Below are 22889 nucleotides of genomic sequence, written 5' to 3'. Positions count from 1 at the left end.
GGAGCTTCCACACCGTTCACAAAGACACCGCCTCGTAGAGTTTGCCGATTTCATCGCGCCCCAGCACGCGCAGCGTGCCCGGACGTTGGTCGTTCAGGACGACCGGGCCGATATGGGTGCGGACCAGCCTGGTCACCGGATGCCCGACCGCGTCCAGCAGCCGCCGCACGATATGTTTGCGCCCCTCGTGCAACACCACTTTCACCAGGGAACGTCCCGCGTCGACCTCGAGCACCTGGAAGCGGTCCACCTTGGCCGGTCCGTCGTCGAGCTCCACGCCCTCGCGCAGGATCTTGCCGATCGAACGGTGCACTTCGCCCTGCACGGTCGCCAGGTAGGTCTTGGATACCTCGTAGGACGGGTGCATCAGGCGGTGCGCGAGATCACCGTCATTGGTGAGCAGCAGCAATCCCTCGGTATCGGCGTCCAACCGGCCCACGTGGAACAGCCGCTGCCCGGCCGCGACCCGCTCGGCGACGATATCGCCGACACAGGGCCGGCCCAGATCGTCGGACATGGTGGACTGCCAGCCCTTGGGCTTGTTCAGGGCCAGGTGCACCAGTTCCTCGCGCACCACCACCCGGGTCCCGTCCACCCGCACCACGGCGTTCTCCGGGTCGATGCGCAGGCCCTGCTCGCGCACGATGATGCCGTCGACCTCGACGCGACCCTGCTCGATCATCTCCTCGGCCGCCCGGCGGGAGGCGACCCCGGCCTTGGCCAGTACCTTCTGCAGGCGTTCGCCCTCGCCCCAGGGCAACTTCTCGTGACCGGGTTCACCCGATTCCGCATGCTGATGCCGGGCCGGTTTCGCATTGTTCAGCAGCGGGGCGCTGCTCCCGGACCGAGTGCTCTGAGTCTTACGGGCCGTACCGCCGCCCGGGCGGCCACCGGCACGCGATCCGGCGGCGCCACTTCGGCCCGCAGTCGAGCCGCCACGGCCCGTCCCCGCGGAACCACCGCGACCCGCGCCCGCCGATCCGGCCCGGGCCGATCCCGCGGCGCCACCGCGGCCCGTCCCGGCCGAACCCGCCCGGCCCGGGGTGGCGAAGTCACCGCGACCGCCGGCGGTGCGGGCGCCGCGGCCGCCGGAGGACGGTTCCGCACTTGCGGGGCGCCCGGAACGCGGCAGCTGGTCACTGCGGGCCCCCCGTTCGGTACTGCGCGGTCCCCCGGTACGGCCGGTGCGGGGCGTATCACCACCACCGCGGCGGGCGTCCCCGGTACGGGGGGCGCCGCGGCCGCGACCGGCCCGGTCGGCCTGGTCGCCACTTTTCCTACGATCCGGTATGCCATCACGGCGAGCGGGTGTCTTCACGTTTTCCTGTCAATCCTCGGCGCCGAGGTTCAGATCCTCCTCGGCGGGTTTTCGCAGCCTGGTGTAGCGGGGGTCCGTCTCCAGACTGTCGTTGATCTCATCGATCAGGTCCACCCCCGGCAACAGGGGCGCCAATGGCGGCAGATCGCTCAGCGACGCCAATCCGATCCGTTCCAGGAACAGTTCGGTGGTGCCGTACAGCGTGCCGTTGGTTTCCGGGTCGGTGCCCGCCTCGGTGATCAATCCCCTGGCCAGCAGGGTGCGCATCACACCGTCGACGTTGACACCGCGCACCGCGCTGACCCGAGCCCGGGTCACCGGCTGACGGTATGCCACCACCGCCAGCGTCTCCAGAGCCGCCCGGGTCAACTTCGACCGGGCGCCGTCGAGCAACATACGCTCCACATAGGGTGCGTACTCGCTGCGAGTATAGAAGCGCCACCCGTCCCCGGCGAAACGCAGATCGATTCCGCTGCGCCGGGCGGCCAGTTCCGCCGACATCTCCCGCAGGGTGCGCTCCACCCGCTGCGGGGCCTCGTCCAGGGCCGTGGCCAGCTGCTCCACCGGCGCCGGAGTGTCCACCACGAGCAGCAGCGCCTCGAGCGCCGCCCGGAATTCGTCGTCGTCCAACGGCTCGGGCGCGATATCGGTCACAGCCTCGGTCATCCGTAGTCCTCTTCTATGGTCACCGGCGCGGCGCCGCCGTCCCCGTCGTCGCCGATCCAGCGCACGGCGAGCGGGCCCAGCGGGTCGGGCTGGTCGAACTCGATCGTCTTACCCCGATACAGCTCGAGCAACGCCAGGAACCGCGCCACAATCTGGATCGGCGCCGCGCAATCGGCCACCAGCTCGGCGAACGTGGTCCATACCCCCACGCCCCGGGCGCGCAGCCGTTCCAGCACGAGCGTCGCCTGCTCCGCCACCGATATCGTATGCGCGTGCAGATGGTCCAGGCCCACGGTCGGCACCGGCCGCGGCCGGAACGCCGCCGCCGCGATGTCGGCGAAACCGGCCGCGTCGACCCCGAGGTCGACCTCCGGCAGCAGACTCGCGAATCGCTCCTCCAACCCGACACTGCGCGGATACCGGCGCAGCGCGGCCGCCTCCAGTTCCCCGAGCAACTCGGCGACCTGCTTGAACGCCCGATACTGCAGCAGCCGGGCGAACAGCAGATCCCGGGCCTCGAGCAACTCCAGATCGTCGGGGTCGGTCACCTCACCCGACGGCAGCAGCCGTGCCGCCTTCAGATCCAGCAGGGTCGCCGCCACCACCAGGAACTCGGTGGTCTGATCCAGGATCTTGTCCGTGCGCAGCGTATTGCCGGGCTGGTTCAACGCGGCGGTCAACGCCTTGGTGTAGGCGATGAACTCGTCGGTGACCTTGTGCAGCGCCACCTCGGTCACATCGAGACGGCGTTGCGAGATCAGCTGGAGCAGCAGGTCGAACGGACCTTCGAAATTGCTCAACCGCAGATGGAAACCGGACTTCTCCGCTGCCGCGCCCGCCGGATCCGCGGGCGCGGCGGGTTGGCCGATCGTCGACGATGCCGGGCGGGGCGGCCCACTCACCGACCGGACCGATGGATGACTTCCCGTGCCATCGCCCGATACGCCTCGGCACCACTGGATTTCGGCGCCCATGTGGTGATCGGTTCACCGGCGACGCTGGCATCCGGGAACCGGACCGTTCGCGCGATCGCGGTGTCGTAGACCAGTTCGCCGAACACCTCCACCACCCGCGCCATCACCTGGCGGGAATGCAGCAACCGGGCGTCGAACATGGTCACCACGATGCCGTACAGGCTCAGCCGCGGATTCAGCCGGTCCCGGACCTTCTCCACGGTGTCGTTGAGCAGGGCCAGCCCGCGCAACGAGAAGTACTCGCATTCCATCGGGATGATCACCCCGTCGGAGCAGGCGAGCGCGTTCACGGTGAGCAGACCGAGCGACGGCTGGCAATCGATGAGGATGTAGTCGTAGCGGTCGCGGATCGGTTCCAGCGCACGGCCCAGCGACTGCTCGCGGCCGACCTCGTTCACCAACTGGATCTCGGCCGCCGACAGGTCGATATTGCTGGGGAGCAGATCCAGGTTCTCGACCTTGGTCTGCGTGAGCACGTCATCGGCGCTCACCGGCGCTCCGATGAGCAGATTGTGCACGGTCAGATCGAGATCGTGGTGTGCCACACCCAGACCCGCCGACAGCGCGCCCTGCGGATCGAGATCCACCAGCAGTACCCGGCGGCCGTATTCGGCCAGCGCCGCACCCAGATTGATGGTCGAGGTGGTCTTGCCCACTCCGCCTTTCTGATTGCACATCGCCACGATGAGCGCGTTGCCCTCGTGCGACGGCTCGGGCGGATCCGGGACCGCGCGCAGGGGCCGACCCGTCGGCCCGAGCGCCGCGTCGGCAGGAACGGGTTCGGGGCCCGCGCCCCATACAGACGCGGCGCGATCGTCGCTCTCGGCGCCCTTGGGCGAGTCCGCCGCTCCGGCTGTCGTCACGATCCGCTGCTCCTTATACGTTCCTACCCGTCCGTCACCTCGTAGAGCGTAACGAGGCCGATCAAGGCACGGTCTCGCTTTCGCCACGGTCCGGCTAGTCCTAGACGCTACCGGTTGACCCCACTCGAGCGCCGCGTGTATCCGCGGCGTGTTGGTGTTCACGGCGCGGCCTGCGGCGTTGCGCCGAGAACACACCCACTCATCGCGCGCGCGGATGGGCCGTCGCCCAGACCTCGCGCAGCGTCCCCACCGTGACCAATGTGTAGATCTGGGTGGTGGTCACCGACGCGTGGCCCAGTAGTTCCTGGACGACCCGTACATCGGCGCCGCCGTCGAGTAGATGGGTGGCGAAGGAATGCCGGAGGGTGTGCGGGGACACCGTCGCGGTGATCCCGGCGTGCTCGGCGGCGCGCTGGAGTACCTGCCAGGCGCTCTGCCGGGACAAGCGGCCGCCGCGCACGTTCAGGAACACCGCGGCCGCCGCGCCGGGCGTATACCGGCGGGCCCGGGCCGCGAGGGCGGGCCGGCCGCGCACCAGGTAGGCGTCCACCGCGGCCAGCGCGGGGCGGCCGATGGGCACGATCCGCTGTTTACCGCCCTTACCGCGCAGGACGACAGCCCGGTCGTCGATATCGAGGTCGTCGATATCGAGTCCGACGGTCTCGGAGATCCGCGCGCCGGTCGAGTAGAGCAGTTCCAGCAGCGCCCGGTCACGCAACCCGCGCGCCGCGGCTTCGCCCCCGGTCCCGGCGCCGGCCTCCGCCGCGTCCAGCAGCCGCAACACCTGATCCACCGGGAGCGCTTTGGGCAGCCGCTGGCCCACCATCGGTGGTTTGACGGCTTGCGCGACATCGGCGCTGGTCAGCCCTTCGGCAGCCGCGAACCGGTGCAATCCCCGCACGGCGATCAATGCCCGCGCCACCGAGCCCGGCGCCAGCGGGGGACGGTGCGCGCCACCGGCCCGCAGGGCGACCGCGAACTCGGTGATATCGCGTTCCGCGACGGATGCCAGATCGGCGCGACCGCGTTCGCTCAGGAACTCCCGGTACCGGGACAGGTCCCGGCGGTACGCGGAGAGGGTGCTGCGCGCGGCACCCCGCTCCACGGCCAGATGGTCCAGGAAGATTTCGACCTCCCGCACCGCCGGCCCCCGGTCAGTCCGTGTCCCGCTGCGCGGCCTGGCGGCGCAGCAGTGCGTCCGGCTGGCCCGGCCACGGCGCGTCGGCCGGCCGGAGCGGCAGGCCGGCGGCATCGGCCGCGCTCAACGCCAGCAGACCGGCGACGGCGGTGGCGTTCACGATCGTCCCGGCCAGCGCCGCACGGACCGCCTCGGCGACCGGCATCCGCACCAACTCCAGGTCGGCTTCCTCGTGTTCGGGGTCCGGACGTTCGGTGTCGCTGAGCCCGCGCGCCAGATACACCCGCAGCGCCTCGTCGGTGAAACCCGGCGACAGCGCGACATCGACCAGCACCGACCACTCCCGGGCGGCCAGCCCGGTTTCCTCGGCGAGCTCACGGCGCGCGGCCTGCAACGGATCCTCGCCCTGGATATCGATCAGGCCGGCCGGGAGTTCGAGCAGCCGTTCCCCGAGCGGATGCCGGTACTGGCGGATCAGCACCACGCGGCCGTCGTCGTCGACCGCGACCACGGCGACCGCACCGTGGTGTTCGACGACCTCGCGTTCCACGACCCGCCCGTCCGGCATCTCCACCCGGTCCACCCGCAGCGCCAGGATCGCGCCCGAGTACACGACCCGGCTGTCGACCGTCGCGAAGGCGTGGCTGCCGGGCGCCGGGTTCGCGGGAGTCACGACACCCGCTCGGAGGTACCGGCCAGGGCTTCTTCACCGGGGATATCGACCGGCAGCCGTTCGGCCAATTTGTACCGCAGCGCGGCGGCGATCAGCTCGGCGAACAGCGGATGCGGCCGGGTGGGCCGGCTCTTCAGCTCCGGATGGGCCTGGGTGCCGACGAAGAAGGGGTGGATATCGGCGGGCAGTTCGACGAACTCCACCAGATGCCCGTCCGGGGAGGTGCCGCTGAACCGCAACCCACTGGCGGCGATCTTGTCGCGATAGGCGTTGTTCACCTCGTAGCGGTGCCGGTGCCGTTCGGAGACCTCGGTGGCGTGATAGGCCCGGGCCACGACCGACCCCTTCTCCAGGACCGCCGGATAGGCGCCGAGCCGCATGGTGCCGCCCAGATCGGCCTCCCCGGCCACGGCCTGTTCCTGGTCGGCCATGGTGGAGATCACCGGGTGCTCGGTCTCCGGTTCGAACTCGGCGGAGTTGGCGTCGGTGAGGCCCACCGACCGCGCGGCCTCGATCACCATGCACTGCAGGCCCAGGCACAGCCCGAGCAGCGGCAGCCCGCGGGTACGGGCGTGGTGGATGGCGCCGACCTTGCCCTCGATCCCCCGGATCCCGAATCCGCCGGGGATGAGGACCGCGTCCACATCGCGCAGAGCGGCCTGCGCGCCGGAAGGGGTCTCGCAATCGTCGGACCGGACCCAGCGCAGTTTCACCTTGGCCCGGTGCGCGAAACCACCGGCCCGCAGCGCCTCGGTCACCGACAGATAGGCGTCGGGCAGATCCACGTACTTGCCGACCAGCGCGACCTCCACCGTCTCCCGGGGCGCGTGGACACGGTCGAGGAGATCGCCCCAGATCGTCCAGTCCACATCCCGGAACGGCAGCCCGAGTTTGCGCACGACGTAGGCGTCGAGGGCCTCCCGGTGCAGCACCTTGGGGATGTCGTAGATCGACGGAGCGTCGGGGGTGGAGATACAGGCGTCGACGTCCACGTCGCACATCAGGGCGATCTTGTTCTTCAGGCCGGCCGGCACCTCGCGGTCACAGCGCAGGATCAGCGCGTCGGGCTGGATACCGATACTGCGCAGCGCGGCCACCGAATGCTGGGTGGGTTTGGTCTTGAGTTCGCCCGAGGGGGCCAGATACGGAACCAGCGAAACGTGCAGAAAGAAGACATTGTCGCGGCCGACGTCGTGACGGATCTGCCGGGCCGCCTCGAGGAACGGCTGCGATTCGATATCGCCCACCGTGCCGCCGATCTCGGTGATCACCACATCCGGTTCCTGCCCCTGCAGGTCCGGGCCGCGCATGGCCAGGATGCGCGCCTTGATCTCATCGGTGATGTGCGGGATGACCTGCACGGTATCGCCGAGGTATTCGCCGCGCCGCTCCTTGGCGATCACCGACGAGTACACCTGACCGGTGGTGACGTTGGCATCCCGGGACAGGTCCCGGTCGAGGAAGCGTTCGTAGTGCCCCACATCGAGGTCGGTCTCGGCCCCGTCCTCGGTCACGAACACCTCGCCGTGCTGGAACGGATTCATGGTGCCGGGATCGACGTTCAGATAGGGGTCGAGTTTCTGCATGGTGACCCGTAGCCCCCGCGCGGTCAGCAACTGACCGAGGCTGGAGGCGGTGAGACCCTTGCCGAGTGAGGAGGCCACGCCACCGCTGACGAAAATATGCTTGGTGGCTGTCCGCGCCTGAATCCGTGTATGACCCACGGGTCTTCACGGTAACACGAAACCCGGGAGACGATCGACCGCCACCCCCGGTTAACCATCCGATCGCCGTATCCGCCCGGCGCCGCGATCGGGGTACGGAGCGAAACCGGTCACCCTCGCCCCGGGAGCACCACCGGCCACTTCTCTCACACTTCCGCGCACAGGAGCCGCGGGACCGCCCGTTCCACGCGATGCTGCGTGATTGCGCGAGCCGCCCCGGATACCGCGTCGCATCCGGCCGCCGGGCGTGGCGCCCAGCGCTACCCGGGCCGGCTCAGCGTCTCCCGCACCCACAGATCGGCGCGATGCAGCAGGTCCTGCACCGGCGCGAGCACCTCGCTCCCGTGCCCGGCGGCCAGTACCGCCACGATCAGCACGACAAGCGCGGCCAGGACCAGAAGCGCCATCAGCGTGCCCGGCACCCGGCTCCGGTACAGCGTGGCCACCGCGGTGGCGTCCATGATCGCGCCCCCGACCTTCAGACGTGTCAGGAATGTCGCGGGGTTGCTGTCCCGGCGGCACCGGTCGAAGAATTCCTCCAGGGAGGCGGGCGCGCCCGCCGTGACGATGAGCGCGGCGCCGCAGTGATGCGCGAGCAGCAGCGCCAGGTCCGCGGGCGTCCCGGAGCACGGGAAGGTGATCGCGCCGATCCCCAGTTCCTTGACCCGGTCCAGCCCCTCCGCATAGCCGTCCAGTTCCGCCGGCACGATCAGCTCCGCGCTGCCGGTGAGTATTTTCGCGGGGAGCAGCTCGGGGTTGGCGACGATCAGATCCAGCCGGTAGCCCGCGCGCCGGACGGTCTCCGCGCCCTGCCCCACCCCGATCATGATCGGGGCGTACTCCTTGATGAAGGGTTTGAGCTTTTTCAGCTCCTCGGCATGTCCGGGACCGTCACCGACCACCACCACCTGCCGGCCGTTCAGGTTCAGATCCGGATGGGGCACCCCGATACCGTCCATGAGCAGCGACGATTCGGTCCGAATGAAGTCGAGAGTGCCGCCGGCGAACGCTTCGAGATGGCCGGCGAGACCGTTGCGCGCTTCCGACAGCCGGTCGGCCACCGCGGTTTCGTCGAGTTCGAGGCATTCGACCAGCACCTCGGGTTCCCGGCGGGTGAGCCGGTCGGCGTAGACGACCCCGTTCTCGATCCGTACCTTCGCGCCGTCCTTGATCCGGCCGAAGGCGTCGGAGGTGACCGTATCCAGCAGCAGCACACCGCCGGCCACCAAGAGTTCGGGTCCCGGGTTGGGATAGCGCCCGGAGATCGAGGGCGAGGTGTTCACCACCGCCGCCACCCCGGCCGCGAGCAGCCGATCGGCGGTGACCTGATCCATGTCCATTTCGTCGAGGACCGCGATATCACCGGGTTCCACGCGTTCGAGCAGCCGCCGGGTATCGCGGTCGACCCGGGCGGTGCCGGTCCGGCCGGGCAGCGTCTCCGAATTCTTCGACAGCAGCGCCAGCATCCTCATGCAGCGATGATCGCCGCAAACCCTCAACCATTGATGGAGACACGCCGCAAGTCGATACTCAACAGCTATTGATCGGTTACCTAGTGTGCCCGGCGGCCTCGCCGCGGCACGGAAATCCGCTGCCATGCGCCGTAGGCTGCCCTGGACAGCTATACGAAGAGGAGTCTCCATGGCCAGCACCACCGTCGATACCGTGATCGCCGCCCCGCGCGCGACCGTGTACCGGCTGTTCGCCGACCGCGAGAGCATCGATCCGTTTCTTGCGGTGAACGTCACGCTCGTCACACCGGGCACCACCGACCGAGAAGGTGTCGGCGCCCGGCACAAGATCGGTATCGGCCCGGTCGGGGTGGTCGAGGAGATCACCGCGCTGGTGCCGAACGAGCGGATGGAGTACAAGATCGTCAAAGGCGCCCCGGTGAAGAGCCATACCGGCGTCATCACCTTCGCCGACGCCGACAACGGCACCCGGGTCACCTACACCATGACCTCCGACCCGTCCCTCCCCGTGCCGGCCAAGGTGCTCGAAATCGGCCTCAAAGGCCTGATCAACCAGTTCATCTCCGCCGCGCGCAAAGCCGTCGACTGACCTGCCGGCGCATGAGGTCGGAGCCGCGCTGCCGCGCCGGACGAGATCCTCGGCCGGTACCGGCTCTCTCCGGCACGTCGGCAGCCGGTACCGGTCCACGTACCGGCGTCGACGACGGGTTCGCCACCGGCCTCGGGCGGATGCGGCCGGTGGTACGCGTAGCGTAGGCGCCGCCGCCGGGCCGGTTTTCCGTTCGATTCGGCGGGCGACATCATCGTCGCTGTCGTCGCAGGCGCCGGTACCACACCGCAACGTAGGACAAGCGTCCGCGTACCGGGCGCTGAATCCACGGCCATCGGCGGACCACCGCCGCGACTCACCGTGATCCGGCCCGACCTCGGGCTCCCCCAAGGCCGCACGCGGATTGCCCGCCGAGACCGGCAGCCCCCGGTTCGCCCTGACCACCCGGATGTCCGCGCCCGGAGAACGCGGGTCCCGGAGCCCGAGGTCGTCGGCGGCCCGGGCTGCGAACTCGAACGCGAATACACCGGCGAGCCGGGTGGTGAAGAAAGAGCCCACCGGAGCGTGCTGAACACCGCTCGGCACCGCGGACCGGGCCGACCACCGGTCAGTACGCCGCCATCCGCTCGGCGCGGGCGGTGTTCAGCAACTCCCAGGCGTGCGCGCGACCGGTCTCGGTATCGTCGAGCCCGGCCAGCATGCGGGCCAGCTCCACGATCCGCTCGTCCTGGGTCAGCGCCCGGACCCCCGAATTCACGGCGCCCTCGCCGTCATCGGATTTGTTGACCACCAGATGCGTATCGGCGAATGCCGCAACCTGCGCCAGATGCGTCACCACAATGACCTGATGGGTGCGTGCCAGCCGGGCCAGCCGCCGCCCGATCTCCACCGCCGCCCGGCCGCCGACACCGGCGTCCACCTCGTCGAACACCATCGTCGCCCCGTGCTCGGCACCGGCCAGTACCACTTCCAGGGCCAGCATCACCCGGGACAGCTCACCGCCGGACGCGCTCTTGCTCAACGGCAGCGACTGCGCACCGGAATGCGCGGCCAGCCGGAACTCCACCTCGTCCACCCCGGCCGGACCGGCGTGCAGTTCGGCGCCGTCGATCAGCAGCGGCGCGGAATCCTGCGCACCGGCCGGCAGCGGCCGCACCTCGACCTCCAACCGTGCCTTGCCCATGGCGAGCCCGCTCAGCTCCTCGGTCACCGCCGCCGCCAGATCACCCGCGGCGGCGGTCCGCGCCCGCGACAGTTTCACCGCCGCGGCCCGCACTCGTTCCGCCCCCGTCTCGACCTCGGCGGTCAGCGCCGCGAGGGTCTCCTCTGAGACATCCAGCGAATCCAGCCGGGTCCGCGCCTCGTCCGCCCACGCGATCACGCCATCGATATCGGGTGCGTATTTACGGGTCAGCGATTTCAACTCCGCCTGCCGCGACAGCATGGATTCCAGCGCGCCGGGGTCCGACGGCAGATCCGACAGATAACCGCTCAGTTCGGTGGTCAGATCCACCACCACCGCGATCGCCTCCGCCAGCCGGGGCGACAGCGCCGCCAGCGCCGGATCCTCGGCGCCTTCCACCCGGGATCGGGCCACGCCGAGCGCGTCCAGCGCCCCGACCCCTTCGCCGGGGTTGTCGGCCGGACCGGCGAGCGCCTCGTGCGCGGTCGCCGCCGCCTCTCGGAGCGAATCCAGATCACTGAGCCGCCGGATCTCCGCGACCAGGCGCTCGTCCTCTCCCGGCTCCGGTGCGACGGCGTCGATTTCGGCCAGCGACTGGGTGAGCCGTTCTGCCTCGGCCGCCATCTCCCGGCCGCGCGCGGTGCGCTCCAGCAGCCTCGTCCGGGCATCCAGCCAGGCACGGCGGTGTTCGATGTAGTCCCGCAGCAGCGGTCCCACCGTCGCGTCGGCGAACTGGTCCAGCGCGTGCAACTGCTGTTCGGGACGCTGTAATCGCAACTGGTCGTTCTGGCCGTGCACGGTGAGCATCGGCGCGGTGAAATCGGCCAGCACCGAGGCCGGTACCCCACGACCGCCCAGGTGCGCCCGCGACCGCCCGTCGCTGCCGACCGTGCGGATCGCGATCACCGTGCCGTCGTCGTCGGCCACGGCCGCAGCCGACTCCAGCACCCCTTCGGCTTCGGCACGCGCGGACTCGTTCAGCTCGTCGAGCGTGAACCGGCCCTCCACCACCGCCCGATTCGCGCCGAGCCGGACCCGCCCGGCATCGGCGCGCGCACCGCTCAGCAGGTGCAGACTGGTGACCACCATCGTCTTGCCCGCTCCGGTTTCCCCGGTGAGCACAGTCAGCCCTTCGTGGAATTGCGCGGTGGCCGTCGAGATGACGCCCAGTCCGTCAATTCTTATCTCTGTCAGCACGTGTGCCCTCCGTTCGCCGCCGGCCCCGCCAACCCGTGACCGGCAGCTCGAACTTGCGCACCATCCGATCCGCGAACGGCGCGGAATCCAGTCGCACCCACCGCACCGGCTCGGCACCCCGGACCGCTTCGACCCGGCCGCCCCGCGGCAGCGCGAGGGTGCGCCTGCCATCCAGGAAAACTATCGCATCGTGGCCGGTGGCAACGGATTCGACCGCGATTCGTGAATCCGGGCTGGTGACCAGTGGCCGAGCGAACAGGGCGTGCGCGTTGCTCGGAATCACCAGCAGCGCTTCCAGTTCCGGCCACACCACCGGCCCGCCCGCGGAGAAAGCATACGCCGTCGATCCGGTAGGGGTCGCGACAAGGATTCCGTCACAACCGTAGGACGAGACCGGTCGCCCGTCGACTTCGAGTACCACTTCGAGAACACCCATCCGGGCCGCGTTCTCGATACTGGCCTCGTTCAGCGCCCAGCCCCGTTCGATGATCTCGTCGTCGAGCCGGATATTGACGTCCAGGGTCATCCGCTGTTCGACGCGGTAGTCGCGCCGAACGACCTGGGCGAGCGCCTCGTCCAGGTTCTCCGCCTCGGCCTCGGTGAGAAATCCGATCCGCCCCAGGTTGATACCCAGCACCGGGACCGTCACCTGGCGGGCCAGTTCCGCGGCACGCAGCAGCGTGCCGTCACCGCCGAGCGCCAGCACCATCTCACAGCCCAGTGCCGCGTCGGGCTCGTGCGCGACCACCTGCACCGGATATCCGCAGGGGTCGGCGATCGGCTCGGTATCGGCCTCGAATCGGGTGCTGTAGGCCTCGTCCGCCAGCACCCGCAATCCGATTCCGGCCTCCGCACAGATCTTCGCGACCCGATGCGCCGTGTCACTGATCTCGGCCCGTCCGGGATGGGAGACCAGCAGGATCTCCCGCGGCCGGGACGCCTCCGCGTTCACTGTGGCCCCTCCTCGACTGCCCGTCGCACCATTTCCCCCACCTCGTCGGCGGTGTAGCTCGCCGACTCCTCCCGGCGCAGCCACAGAAAGTATTCGACATTGCCGGACGGACCGGGCAACGGACTGGCCACCACACCGCGGGCCTGCAACCCCAGATCCGCGGCAGCGGCGGCGACCGAACACACCGCGTCGGCCCGCAGCTGCGGATCCCGCACCACTCCGCCGGATCCGACCCGGTCCTTGCCGACCTCGAACTGCGGTTTCACCATCGGCAGTAGATCGGCGCCCGGCACCACGCAGCCCGCCAGCGCGGGCAGTACCAGCGTCAGCGCGATGAACGAGAGATCGGCGACCACCAGTTCCACCGGCCCGCCGATATCCTCGCCGGTCAGGCTCCGCACATTGGTCCGGTCGTGCACGCGCACCCGGTCGTCGGTACGCAGCCGCCACACCAGCTGCCCGTAGCCCACATCGACCGCGACCACTTCACGCGCGTCCCGGCTGAGCAGCACATCGGTGAAACCGCCGGTCGAGGCCCCGGCGTCGAGGCAGCGCCGGCCCGCGACCCGCAGCCCCCGCGGTTCGAACGCCTCCAGCGCGCCCAGCAGTTTGTGCGCCCCACGCGAGGCCCAGGTGACCTCGTCGACCTGTTCTTTGACCACCAATGGAGTACCGGTCTCCACCGCGGTCGCCGGTTTCACCGCGACAGTGCCGTTGATCAGCACCCGTCCGGCGCCGATCAACTCCACCGCGTGTTCCCGTGACCGCGCCAGACCACGGCGGACCAGTTCCGCGTCCACCCGCGCCCGCCTGGCCACCTCAGATCTTGTCCACCGTGGCCAGCGCCCGCACCAGCACCTCGTGTGCCTGGTCCAGGATGTGCGCACGGCGGGCCAGATCGGCGCCGACGGAATCGTCCCCGGTCGCGCCTCCGGTGTTCGGCACGGGCCCGAGTTCGGCGAGCAGGTCGCGGACCTCGGCGCGAATGCGATCCGGGTCGGCGGGTTCACCGTGCCCGGCGGCCCCGGGCAGATGCCGACCGGGCAGCGGCACCCCGGAGCGGGCGGTGCCGGGAGTGTTCGGGCGGGAAGTCGGGGTAGTCATCGTGAGCTCAACGCTATCGGATTTCCGAACGGGGCGCGCGCACCGTCAGCGCCCGGCCCGGATACGCCCGCAGTTGCGCGCGCACATCCCCCGGGGCGACGCGGCCCGGCACCGGCGGCTGCCGCAGGGCGTCCAGACCGTCGGCGACATACGTGGGTAGTTCCTCTTCCGGCAGACCGATCAGTTCGGCGGCAGTACTGACCCCGGTCAGTACGAGCAGCGAATCCAGATCCACGGCTTGCGCACCGGAGATATCGGTGTCGAGCCGGTCGCCCACGACCAGCGCCGCACGCGTATCCGCCCGGACCAGCGCATCTTCGAGCAGCGGCGGATACGGCTTACCCGCCACCACGGGTTCCAGATCGGTGGCGGCCCGCAGCGCCGCGACCATCGCGCCGTTGCCCGGCGCGAGTCCGCGCTCGTTCGGCAGCGTCCGGTCGGTATTGGCCGCCACCCACACCGCGCCTGCCCGCAACGCATAGGCCGCCTCGGCCAGGTCCGGCCAGGCCGTCTGCGGCGAATGTCCCTGGACGACCGCCGCCACCGTCTCCGTCGCCCGGCGCACCGGTTGCAGGCCGGCCGTCTTGATCTCCGCCGCCAGATCGTCGGAGCCCACGACCAGCACCTCCGATCCGGGCACCAGCCGCTCGGCGAGCAACCGGCTCGCCGCCTGCGCGCTGGTCACCACATCCGCCTCCGTCGCCGGATACCCCAGCTCGGCCAGGTGCGCCGCCACGCTGCCGGCCGCCCGGCTCGCGTTATTGGTGACATACACCGATCGCTGGGTCCCGCCGGCCAGCGCCTCGGGCGCACCGTCGATCACGTCGGCACCCCGGTAGAGGGTCCCGTCCAGATCCAGTAGCAGCGCCTCGTACCTGTCCCGCAACGGTGTCTCACTCGCTTCCCGCACACCCCGGACCCTACGTCCTGCCCCCGACGCCCCTGGCACCAGCCGCTTCCCGCCACCCACACGACCACCCCGATCGACGGGCGACCGACGTCCTGGGGCGAGGAGGGCAGTATCGATGTTCGCTGCCCGGGCACTACTTGGATAGCGCTTGCGCCGAGGTGGAAGCCATAGCTGGGGTTCCGGTAGCCGGGCCGGCGGGTAGCGCGAGGCCGATCACCTCGGAGGTGCCGGCCGGACCGCTGTTGTTCTCCGCGCCCACCTGCCCACGAATCCCGGTCCACAAGGCATCGCCCTGGCAGCACCCGCCCGGTCCGCACGGCCCGGGGCCGCAACTCCCGTCACGCCAACGGCGGACGCCCCGCCCGTCGCCTCCGGCCGCGGTGAACACGGTGCGCGGGCGCCGATGAATTCCCGCGCCGCGACCCGTCGGAACCGGAGAGAGGCCGGCCCGCAGCGGCCGACCGGCGACTTCATCGAGGAGAACCGTGACTGCCGACCCGACCGACCGCACAGCCGAACCCGAACTGCTCGAAATCGCCGAAACGATTACCGCCGTGGTGCGCGGCCGGGTCGCGCCGGCGCAGACGATCTCGTTCTTCGACACCTCGTTCGGCATCCTCCCACCGGCTATCGCCGCACAGGAGGCCGCGATCACCGGCCCGGCTCTCGCCCGGTGGGGGGACGCTTCCGCGGAGGCCACGGAACTGGAGGTGGGCTTCCCCGTCGACCGGCGGATCAGCCCCGACGGGGACGTCGTCCCCGGGGTGCTCCCGGCGGGCCGGGTCGCCCGGGTGTTGCATTACGGCGCATTCGACGCGCTGGGCGTCACCTGGGACCGCCTGCACGGCTGGATCACCGAGCAGGGTCTGGTTCCGGGAGCCGACCGCTGGGAGGTCTACCTCACCGAACCCGATCCGCATATGGACCCGGCCGATCTGCGGACCGAGCTCAACTGGTCGGTCACCCGGCTTTGACCGCCGTGGGTCAGGCTTCGCCGGTCAGCTCGGCCGCGCGCTCCTCGGCATCGGTTTCGCCGTCGAGGTCGGCGGCGGCCGCGTTGAAGAACCAGGTTTGTCCCTCATCGGTACGACCGGCCGCGACCAACGCGTCGGCGTAGGCATAGAACAGCCGGGCAGGACCCGAACCGGTGCGGGACGGGTCGAGGTCGGAGGTCTGCAGGGTCACCACGGCCTGGTCGTATTGACCGAGGTCCATCCGCGCGCCCGCGACCACAATCCGCAGTTCGATCGCCTCGTCGCCGGTCAGCGCCCGGCCCTCGTCGCTGCGGCCGATCTCGATCGCGCGTTCGGGCCGGCCGAGACCGCGTTCGCAGTCCGCCATCACCGCGAGCAGGCCGGACCCGCCCGCCATCCGCCGGGCCGCGCGCAGCTCTGACAGAGCCTCGGCCCATTCCCCGGCGTGATAAGCGACGACGCCGGCGGTCTCCCGTACGACGGCAATCCGTCCCGCCCGCTGCCGCGCGGCCCGCGCGTGGGCCAAAGCGAGCTGCGGATCGTCATCGAGCATCTGCACGGCCATAGCCAGATGCCGGGCGACGGTGTCCGCATTCCCCTTGTCGAGACTCAGCAGATCGCGCCGGATCGAGGAATCGAGATCACCGGCCTGGACCTCATCGGGCAGGTCGGGCTCGTCGGGACGCGGCGGGCGGCGATCGGCCCCACGGCCCCCACCCTCACCGCCCCGACGCCGGGGTCCTCCGGCGTCGCCACCACGAGAGAATCCCGGACCGCTGTTGCTCTCCACCGGTCCTACCCGGTCCCGGCGCGGCCGGTCGCTTCCGCGGTCCGGCCGGTCGGACGCACCGCGCCCACCGAAACGACGCTCATCGCTCCCACGCTCCGGCCGGTCCGACCCACCCCGTCCACCGAAGCGGCGGTCGTCGGCACCCCGATCGGGCCGATCGGCCGCACCCCGTCCACCGAAACGACGCTCATCGGCACCGCGAGCGGACTGCTCGGACGGGCGCCCACCGAACCGGCGGTCGTCCGGACCGCCTCGGCTGTCCGCACGCCCGGCGCCGCGATTGTCCCGGCCTCGGTCCGAGTCACCGGAAGAAGAGCCCCCCTGCGACCGGAAGTCCCCGCGGTCACGCGTTCCGTACTCCCGTTTGTCACCGTCCTGACGCGACTGCGGCCGCGGACCACGGGATCGATTGTCCTCCCAGTTCGACCGCGCCCCTTCGCCCCGGAAACCCGAGCGGCCTCCCGCCCGGTCGGCACCGCGGTCCCGCTGCCCCGGAGATCCGGGCCGCTCCCCGCGGCCGGCGCGATCGGCCCGCTGCGGGCCGCGGGGTCGGTCGCCACCGAATCCGCTACCGCCGGACGCCGGACGCCCCGCGCCCCTGGCGTCCGGTTCGCTGCTCCGGCCGGCATCGCCGCGATTGTCGTCCCGGCGGAAACCGCCCCGGCCACTCGAACGGCCGGTATCTCCTGTACCGCCGGAATCGCCACCCGAGCGCCTGCCGTCACCGGCGCCCTCGCCGCGACGGAAGCCGGCGTCGGGCCCGGAAGAATTGCGCCGGAACGGTTTCCGGCCATTGTTCTGTTCCGGCACGGCGGGTCCCTCTCTCGGTTACCAGTCTGGATCAATGGAGTGCGACGGCAACACGGTCGAACCGCCGACAATGGTGGATTTGTGCTCACACCAAGTTTACGGGCCATATCACCGTAGGCAGAAATGCAGGTAGGGGACCCACGAATGGGTCCCCTACCTTGAAAGTATGTTCCGGCGGTGTCCTACTCTCCCACACCCTGTCGAGTGCAGTACCATCGGCGCTGGCAGGCTTAGCTTCCGGGTTCGGAATGGGACCGGGCGTTTCCCTGCCGCTATAACCGCCGTAACTCTATGAAACTATCCACAGAGAGCCACCCGCACTCTGCCGGGGAATGATTTCCGGGTTTGTGTGGTGTCTTCTGTATCTGTGTGTTGTTTCAGATACTGCACAGTGGACGCGTAGCAATCTTTGTTCGGTAAGCCCTCGGCCTATTAGTACCGGTCACCTCCACACGTTACCGTGCTTCCAGTTCCGGCCTATCAACCCCATGGTCTGTAGGGGGCCTTAACCACTCTAGGTGGTGGGAAACCTCATCTTGGAACAGGCTTCCCGCTTAGATGCTTTCAGCGGTTATCCCTTCCGAACGTAGCCAACCAGCCGTGCCCCTGGCGGGACAACTGGCACACCAGAGGTTCGTCCGTCCCGGTCCTCTCGTACTAGGGACAGCCTTCCTCAAGTTTCCAACGCGCGCGGCGGATAGAGACCGAACTGTCTCACGACGTTCTAAACCCAGCTCGCGTGCCGCTTTAATGGGCGAACAGCCCAACCCTTGGGACCTACTCCAGCCCCAGGATGCGACGAGCCGACATCGAGGTGCCAAACCATCCCGTCGATATGGACTCTTGGGGAAGATCAGCCTGTTATCCCCGGGGTACCTTTTATCCGTTGAGCGACACCGCTTCCACATGCCGGTGCCGGATCACTAGTCCCGACTTTCGTCCCTGCTCGACATGTCTGTCTCACAGTCAAGCTCCCTTGTGCACTTGCACTCGACACCTGATTGCCAACCAGGCTGAGGGAACCTTTGGGCGCCTCCGTTACATTTTGGGAGGCAACCGCCCCAGTTAAACTACCCACCAGGCACTGTCCCTGAACCAGATCATGGTCCGAGGTTAGAGGTCCAATACGATCAGAGTGGTATTTCAACGACGACTCACCGAGCACTGGCGTGCCCGTTTCACAGTCTCCCACCTATCCTACACAAACCGTACCGAACACCAATACCAAGCTATAGTGAAGGTCCCGGGGTCTTTTCGTCCTGCCGCGCGTAACGAGCATCTTTACTCGTAATGCAATTTCGCCGAGTCTGTGGTCGAGACAGCTGAGAAGTCGTTACGCCATTCGTGCAGGTCGGAACTTACCCGACAAGGAATTTCGCTACCTTAGGATGGTTATAGTTACCACCGCCGTTTACCGGGGCTTAAATTCTCAGCTTCGCGCCGAAGCGCTAACCGGTCCTCTTAACCTTCCGGCACCGGGCAGGCGTCAGTCCGTATACATCGTCTTACGACTTCGCACGGACCTGTGTTTTTAGTAAACAGTCGCTTCTCACTGGTCTCTGCGGCCCAAACCAGCTCACGGCGTAAAGCCGGTCACCAGCTCGGGCCCCCCTTCTCCCGAAGTTACGGGGGCATTTTGCCGAGTTCCTTGACCACAGTTCTCTCGATCGCCTTAGTATTCTCTACCTGACCACCTGTGTCGGTTTGGGGTACGGGCCGTGTACCAACTCACTAGAGGCTTTTCTCGGCAGCATAGGATCACTGAATTCGCCTCAATCGGCTACGCATCACCTCTCAGGCACATGTTGTGCGGATTTGCCTACACAACGCCCTACAGGCTTACACCAGTACAACCACTGACTGGCCCAGCTACCTTCCTGCGTCACCCCATCGCTTGACTACTACACCCAGGGTCGCGCGCAGCCGCTTTCAGCCTCCCGAAGGAGGTCCGTCCGCATTTGGGCGCTTAGCACAGATGATTCGCCATTGGGCGCGGATACACGGGTACGGGAATATCAACCCGTTGTCCATCGACTACGCCTGTCGGCCTCGCCTTAGGTCCCGACTCACCCTGGGCGGATTAACCTGGCCCAGGAACCCTTGGTCATTCGGCGGACGAGTTTCTCACTCGTCTTTCGCTACTCATGCCTGCATTCTCACTCGCGCAGCCTCCACAACTAGGTCACCCCGCTGCTTCCCTGGCTACACGACGCTCCCCTACCCAGCCACACCACTGCACACCAGACCGTAATCCGATGTGGATGTATTGTGCGACTGCCGCGGCTTCGGCGGTGTACTTGAGCCCCGCTACATTGTCGGCGCAGGATCACTCGACCAGTGAGCTATTACGCACTCTTTCAAGGGTGGCTGCTTCTAAGCCAACCTCCTGGCTGTCTGCGCAATCCCACATCCTTTTCCACTTAGTACACGCTTAGGGGCCTTAGCCGGCGATCTGGGCTGTTTCCCTCTCGACTACGAAGCTTATCCCCCGCAGTCTCACTGCCGCGCTCTCACTCACCGGCATTCGGAGTTTGGCTGATTTCGGTAAGCTTGTGGGCCCCCTAGACCATCCAGTAGCTCTACCTCCGGTGAGAAACACGCGACGCTGCACCTAAATGCATTTCGGGGAGAACCAGCTATCACGGAGTTTGATTGGCCTTTCACCCCTACCCACAGCTCATCCCCTCAGTTTTCAACCTAAGTGGGTTCGGGCCTCCACGACGTCTTACCGTCGCTTCACCCTGGCCATGGGTAGATCACTCCGCTTCGGGTCTAGAACACGCGACTCAAACGCCCTATTCGGACTCGCTTTCGCTACGGCTACCCCACACGGGTTAACCTCGCCACATGCCACTAACTCGCAGGCTCATTCTTCAAAAGGCACGCCATCACCCCCCACAGCAAGCTGTGCAGAGGCTCTGACGGATTGTAAGCGCACGGTTTCAGGTACTATTTCACTCCCCTCCCGGGGTACTTTTCACCTTTCCCTCACGGTACTAGTCCGCTATCGGTCACCAGGGAGTATTCAGGCTTACCGGGTGGTCCCGGCAGATTCACAGCAGATTTCACGGGCCCGCTGCTACTCGGGCACTCACTACAACAGAGAACATGTTTTCGCCTACCGGACTCTCACCGTCTACGGTTGGCCGTCCCAGACCAATTCGACTAACACGAACTTTTCTGACTGTTGCTCGCCACGGCAGTGACAAGAAAGTGAGCCCCACGACCCCACACGTGCAACGCCTGCCGGCTATCACACACGCATGGTTTAGCCTCATCCGCTTTCGCTCGCCACTACTCACGGAATCACATGTTGTTTTCTCTTCCTGTGGGTACTGAGATGTTTCACTTCCCCACGTTCCCTCCACACACCCTATATATTCAGATGCGGGTAACACGACATCACTCGTGCTGGGTTTCCCCATTCGGACACCCTCGGATCACAGCTCGGTTGACAGCTCCCCGAGGCTTATCGCAGCCTCCTACGTCCTTCATCGGCTCCTGGTGCCAAGGCATCCACCGTACGCTCTTAAAAACTTACAAAACAAAGATGCTCGCGTCCACTGTGCAGTTCTCAAACAACACACCCACCCGAACCTTGCACCCGCACCAGCCGAGGACCAAAAACCCTCGCGGTATGAACGGAGATCCGAGCGGATCGTATTTTTTGCCTGGAAAGAACGTCTGTTCTTTCAGGACCCAACAGTGTGTTGATATATCCACCACGACCAGGACACAGAGTTCCCAACCGAAGGCGATGGAGGTTGTCAGCGTTCCACCCATGAGCAACCATCGGAAAACATTCGCTTCCGAAATGGCTCTGCCACAACCAGAACTCGACTCTTCGAGCCGGCGTGGAGAATGCTCCTTAGAAAGGAGGTGATCCAGCCGCACCTTCCGGTACGGCTACCTTGTTACGACTTCGTCCCAATCGCCGATCCCACCTTCGACGGCTCCCTCCACAAGGGTTAGGCCACCGGCTTCGGGTGTTACCGACTTTCATGACGTGACGGGCGGTGTGTACAAGGCCCGGGAACGTATTCACCGCAGCGTTGCTGATCTGCGATTACTAGCGACTCCAACTTCACGGGGTCGAGTTGCAGACCCCGATCCGAACTGAGACCGGCTTTAAGGGATTCGCTCCACCTCACGGTATCGCAGCCCTCTGTACCGGCCATTGTAGCATGTGTGAAGCCCTGGACATAAGGGGCATGATGACTTGACGTCGTCCCCACCTTCCTCCGAGTTGACCCCGGCAGTCTCTCACGAGTCCCCGCCATTACGCGCTGGCAACATAAGATAAGGGTTGCGCTCGTTGCGGGACTTAACCCAACATCTCACGACACGAGCTGACGACAGCCATGCACCACCTGTACACCGACCACAAGGGGGCCTACATCTCTGCAGGTTTCCGGTGTATGTCAAACCCAGGTAAGGTTCTTCGCGTTGCATCGAATTAATCCACATGCTCCGCCGCTTGTGCGGGCCCCCGTCAATTCCTTTGAGTTTTAGCCTTGCGGCCGTACTCCCCAGGCGGGGTACTTAATGCGTTAGCTACGGCACGGATCCCGTGGAAGGAAACCCACACCTAGTACCCACCGTTTACGGCGTGGACTACCAGGGTATCTAATCCTGTTCGCTACCCACGCTTTCGCTTCTCAGCGTCAGTTACTTCCCAGAGACCCGCCTTCGCCACCGGTGTTCCTCCTGATATCTGCGCATTTCACCGCTACACCAGGAATTCCAGTCTCCCCTGAAGTACTCTAGTCTGCCCGTATCGCCTGCAAGCTTAAGGTTGAGCCCCAAGTTTTCACAGATGACGTGACAGACCGCCTACAAGCTCTTTACGCCCAGTAATTCCGGACAACGCTCGCACCCTACGTATTACCGCGGCTGCTGGCACGTAGTTGGCCGGTGCTTCTTATACTCCTACCGTCACTTTCGCTTCGTCGGAGTCGAAAGAGGTTTACAACCCGAAGGCCGTCATCCCTCACGCGGCGTCGCTGCATCAGGCTTCCGCCCATTGTGCAATATTCCCCACTGCTGCCTCCCGTAGGAGTCTGGGCCGTGTCTCAGTCCCAGTGTGGCCGGTCGCCCTCTCAGGCCGGCTACCCGTCGTCGCCTTGGTAGGCCATTACCCCACCAACAAGCTGATAGGCCGCGGGCTCATCTTGCACCGATAAATCTTTCCACCCCTGATCATGCAACCAAAGGTCATATCCGGTATTAGACCCAGTTTCCCAGGCTTATCCCAGAGTGCAAGGCAGATCACCCACGTGTTACTCACCCGTTCGCCGCTCGTGTACCCCGAAGGGCCTTACCGCTCGACTTGCATGTGTTAAGCACGCCGCCAGCGTTCGTCCTGAGCCAGGATCAAACTCTCCGTTGAAGACTCACAATCACACCCGAAGGCGCAATCAAAAGTACAAACTAGAGTCCGAAAACCCAGCAAAACAAATCGCCAGCTGGAATTTAGCTGACTTAAATGTTCGATCCTCCACACGGGGGTATGAAGAACCGAAACCAAATCAAATATTTGGCACTGACATTCATCAACACACTATTGAGTTCTCAAAGAACACACGCACACA

15 protein-coding genes, 3 rRNA genes and 1 pseudogene are annotated in these 22889 nt (G+C 66.9%); 2 read left to right on the top strand and 17 right to left on the bottom strand.

All coding sequences use genetic code 11. From position 1 onward, the window contains the following. Positions 1-16 precede the first annotated feature (16 nt). The 8 genes from ACLML9_RS13005 to steA all read right to left on the bottom strand — a co-directional run bounded on the left by ACLML9_RS13005 (position 17) and on the right by steA (position 8828). Positions 17-1318, bottom strand: coding sequence for a pseudouridine synthase (locus ACLML9_RS13005; RefSeq protein ID WP_411945757.1), 1302 nt, complete (start codon positions 1316-1318; stop codon positions 17-19). 9 nt (positions 1319-1327) lie between these two features. After that, positions 1328-1984: an SMC-Scp complex subunit ScpB gene (gene scpB / locus ACLML9_RS13000; RefSeq protein WP_063058792.1), complete on the bottom strand. Its 657-nt coding sequence runs from the start codon at positions 1982-1984 to the stop codon at positions 1328-1330. Next, complete coding sequence (locus tag ACLML9_RS12995) at positions 1981-2958, bottom strand: segregation and condensation protein A (protein WP_411945756.1); 978 nt, start codon at positions 2956-2958, stop codon at positions 1981-1983. Before ACLML9_RS12995 ends, scpB begins: the two co-directional genes overlap by 4 nt. After that, entirely contained in the window at positions 2883-3695 is an 813-nt protein-coding gene (locus ACLML9_RS12990; RefSeq protein ID WP_411945766.1) for a ParA family protein, read from the bottom strand. Before ACLML9_RS12990 ends, ACLML9_RS12995 begins: the two co-directional genes overlap by 76 nt. Before the next feature lie 325 nt (positions 3696-4020). Continuing rightward, positions 4021-4962: a site-specific tyrosine recombinase XerD gene (gene xerD / locus ACLML9_RS12985; RefSeq protein ID WP_411945755.1), complete on the bottom strand. Its 942-nt coding sequence runs from the start codon at positions 4960-4962 to the stop codon at positions 4021-4023. Between the two features lie 13 nt (positions 4963-4975). After that, positions 4976-5632 (bottom strand): NUDIX domain-containing protein, encoded by a 657-nt coding sequence (locus ACLML9_RS12980; RefSeq protein ID WP_265807041.1) that lies wholly within the window; start codon positions 5630-5632, stop codon positions 4976-4978. Further along, positions 5629-7356 (bottom strand): CTP synthase, encoded by a 1728-nt coding sequence (locus ACLML9_RS12975; protein WP_411945754.1) that lies wholly within the window; start codon positions 7354-7356, stop codon positions 5629-5631. The genes ACLML9_RS12980 and ACLML9_RS12975 overlap by 4 nt, the downstream gene beginning before the upstream one ends. 260 nt (positions 7357-7616) lie before the next feature. Further along, positions 7617-8828, bottom strand: a complete 1212-nt coding sequence (gene steA, locus ACLML9_RS12970; protein WP_411945753.1) for a putative cytokinetic ring protein SteA — start codon at positions 8826-8828, stop codon at positions 7617-7619. 169 nt (positions 8829-8997) lie between these two features. On the opposite strand from steA, the gene ACLML9_RS12965 reads away from it, so the two are divergent. Beyond that, entirely contained in the window at positions 8998-9417 is a 420-nt protein-coding gene (locus ACLML9_RS12965; RefSeq protein WP_411945752.1) for an SRPBCC family protein, read from the top strand. Between the two features lie 568 nt (positions 9418-9985). Here the strand turns inward: ACLML9_RS12965 and recN are convergent. The 5 genes from recN to ACLML9_RS12940 are packed head-to-tail and all read right to left on the bottom strand — an operon-like array spanning position 9986 to position 14724. Continuing rightward, positions 9986-11758, bottom strand: coding sequence for a DNA repair protein RecN (recN, locus tag ACLML9_RS12960; RefSeq protein WP_411945751.1), 1773 nt, complete (start codon positions 11756-11758; stop codon positions 9986-9988). Further along, the gene (locus tag ACLML9_RS12955; protein ID WP_411945750.1) at positions 11736-12710 is read right to left on the bottom strand and encodes an NAD kinase; all 975 of its coding nucleotides are present in this window, start codon (positions 12708-12710) and stop codon (positions 11736-11738) included. The genes recN and ACLML9_RS12955 overlap by 23 nt, the downstream gene beginning before the upstream one ends. Then, a complete protein-coding gene (locus tag ACLML9_RS12950) occupies positions 12707-13528 on the bottom strand; it encodes a TlyA family RNA methyltransferase (protein WP_411945749.1) in 822 nt (273 codons plus the stop codon). The genes ACLML9_RS12955 and ACLML9_RS12950 overlap by 4 nt, the downstream gene beginning before the upstream one ends. Before the next feature lies 1 nt (position 13529). Continuing rightward, entirely contained in the window at positions 13530-13814 is a 285-nt protein-coding gene (locus ACLML9_RS12945) for a hypothetical protein (RefSeq protein WP_411945748.1), read from the bottom strand. Between the two features lie 13 nt (positions 13815-13827). Further along, positions 13828-14724 (bottom strand): HAD-IIA family hydrolase, encoded by an 897-nt coding sequence (locus ACLML9_RS12940; RefSeq protein ID WP_411945747.1) that lies wholly within the window; start codon positions 14722-14724, stop codon positions 13828-13830. Positions 14725-15209: 485 nt separating this feature from the next. On the opposite strand from ACLML9_RS12940, the gene ACLML9_RS12935 reads away from it, so the two are divergent. Then, positions 15210-15698: a GyrI-like domain-containing protein gene (locus ACLML9_RS12935; RefSeq protein WP_411945746.1), complete on the top strand. Its 489-nt coding sequence runs from the start codon at positions 15210-15212 to the stop codon at positions 15696-15698. Positions 15699-15708: 10 nt separating this feature from the next. On the opposite strand, the pseudogene ACLML9_RS12930 reads toward ACLML9_RS12935, so the two are convergent. From ACLML9_RS12930 to ACLML9_RS12915, 4 genes and pseudogenes are all read right to left on the bottom strand, one after another. Next, positions 15709-16674, bottom strand: a pseudogene (locus ACLML9_RS12930) (tetratricopeptide repeat protein); the annotation flags it as partial. A 793-nt stretch (positions 16675-17467) separates the two neighbouring features. Beyond that, positions 17468-17584: ribosomal RNA gene (gene rrf / locus ACLML9_RS12925) — 5S ribosomal RNA — on the bottom strand. A 126-nt stretch (positions 17585-17710) separates the two neighbouring features. After that, positions 17711-20841: ribosomal RNA gene (locus tag ACLML9_RS12920) — 23S ribosomal RNA — on the bottom strand. 329 nt (positions 20842-21170) lie between these two features. Beyond that, a 16S ribosomal RNA gene (locus ACLML9_RS12915) occupies positions 21171-22687 on the bottom strand. Together the 16S, 23S and 5S rRNA genes form the textbook arrangement of a ribosomal RNA operon. Positions 22688-22889 lie beyond the last annotated feature (202 nt).

The organism is Nocardia sp. NPDC002869, assembly GCF_046764065.1.
GTDB lineage: Bacteria > Actinomycetota > Actinomycetes > Mycobacteriales > Mycobacteriaceae > Nocardia > Nocardia rhamnosiphila.
The sequence above is the reverse complement of the archived record's forward strand: the minus strand, read 5'-3'. Positions and strand labels throughout refer to the sequence as shown.

What these genes read in the sequence shown, in the direction of transcription:
- scpB (WP_063058792.1), bottom strand. Translation starts at nt 1,984, where the DNA reads ATGACCGAGGCTGTGACCGATATCGCGCCCGAGCCGTTGGACGACGAC.
- ACLML9_RS12995 (WP_411945756.1), bottom strand. Translation starts at nt 2,958, where the DNA reads ATGGGCGCCGAAATCCAGTGGTGCCGAGGCGTATCGGGCGATGGCACG.
- steA (WP_411945753.1), bottom strand. Translation starts at nt 8,828, where the DNA reads ATGAGGATGCTGGCGCTGCTGTCGAAGAATTCGGAGACGCTGCCCGGC.
- ACLML9_RS12965 (WP_411945752.1), top strand. Translation starts at nt 8,998, where the DNA reads ATGGCCAGCACCACCGTCGATACCGTGATCGCCGCCCCGCGCGCGACC.
- ACLML9_RS12945 (WP_411945748.1), bottom strand. Translation starts at nt 13,814, where the DNA reads ATGACTACCCCGACTTCCCGCCCGAACACTCCCGGCACCGCCCGCTCC.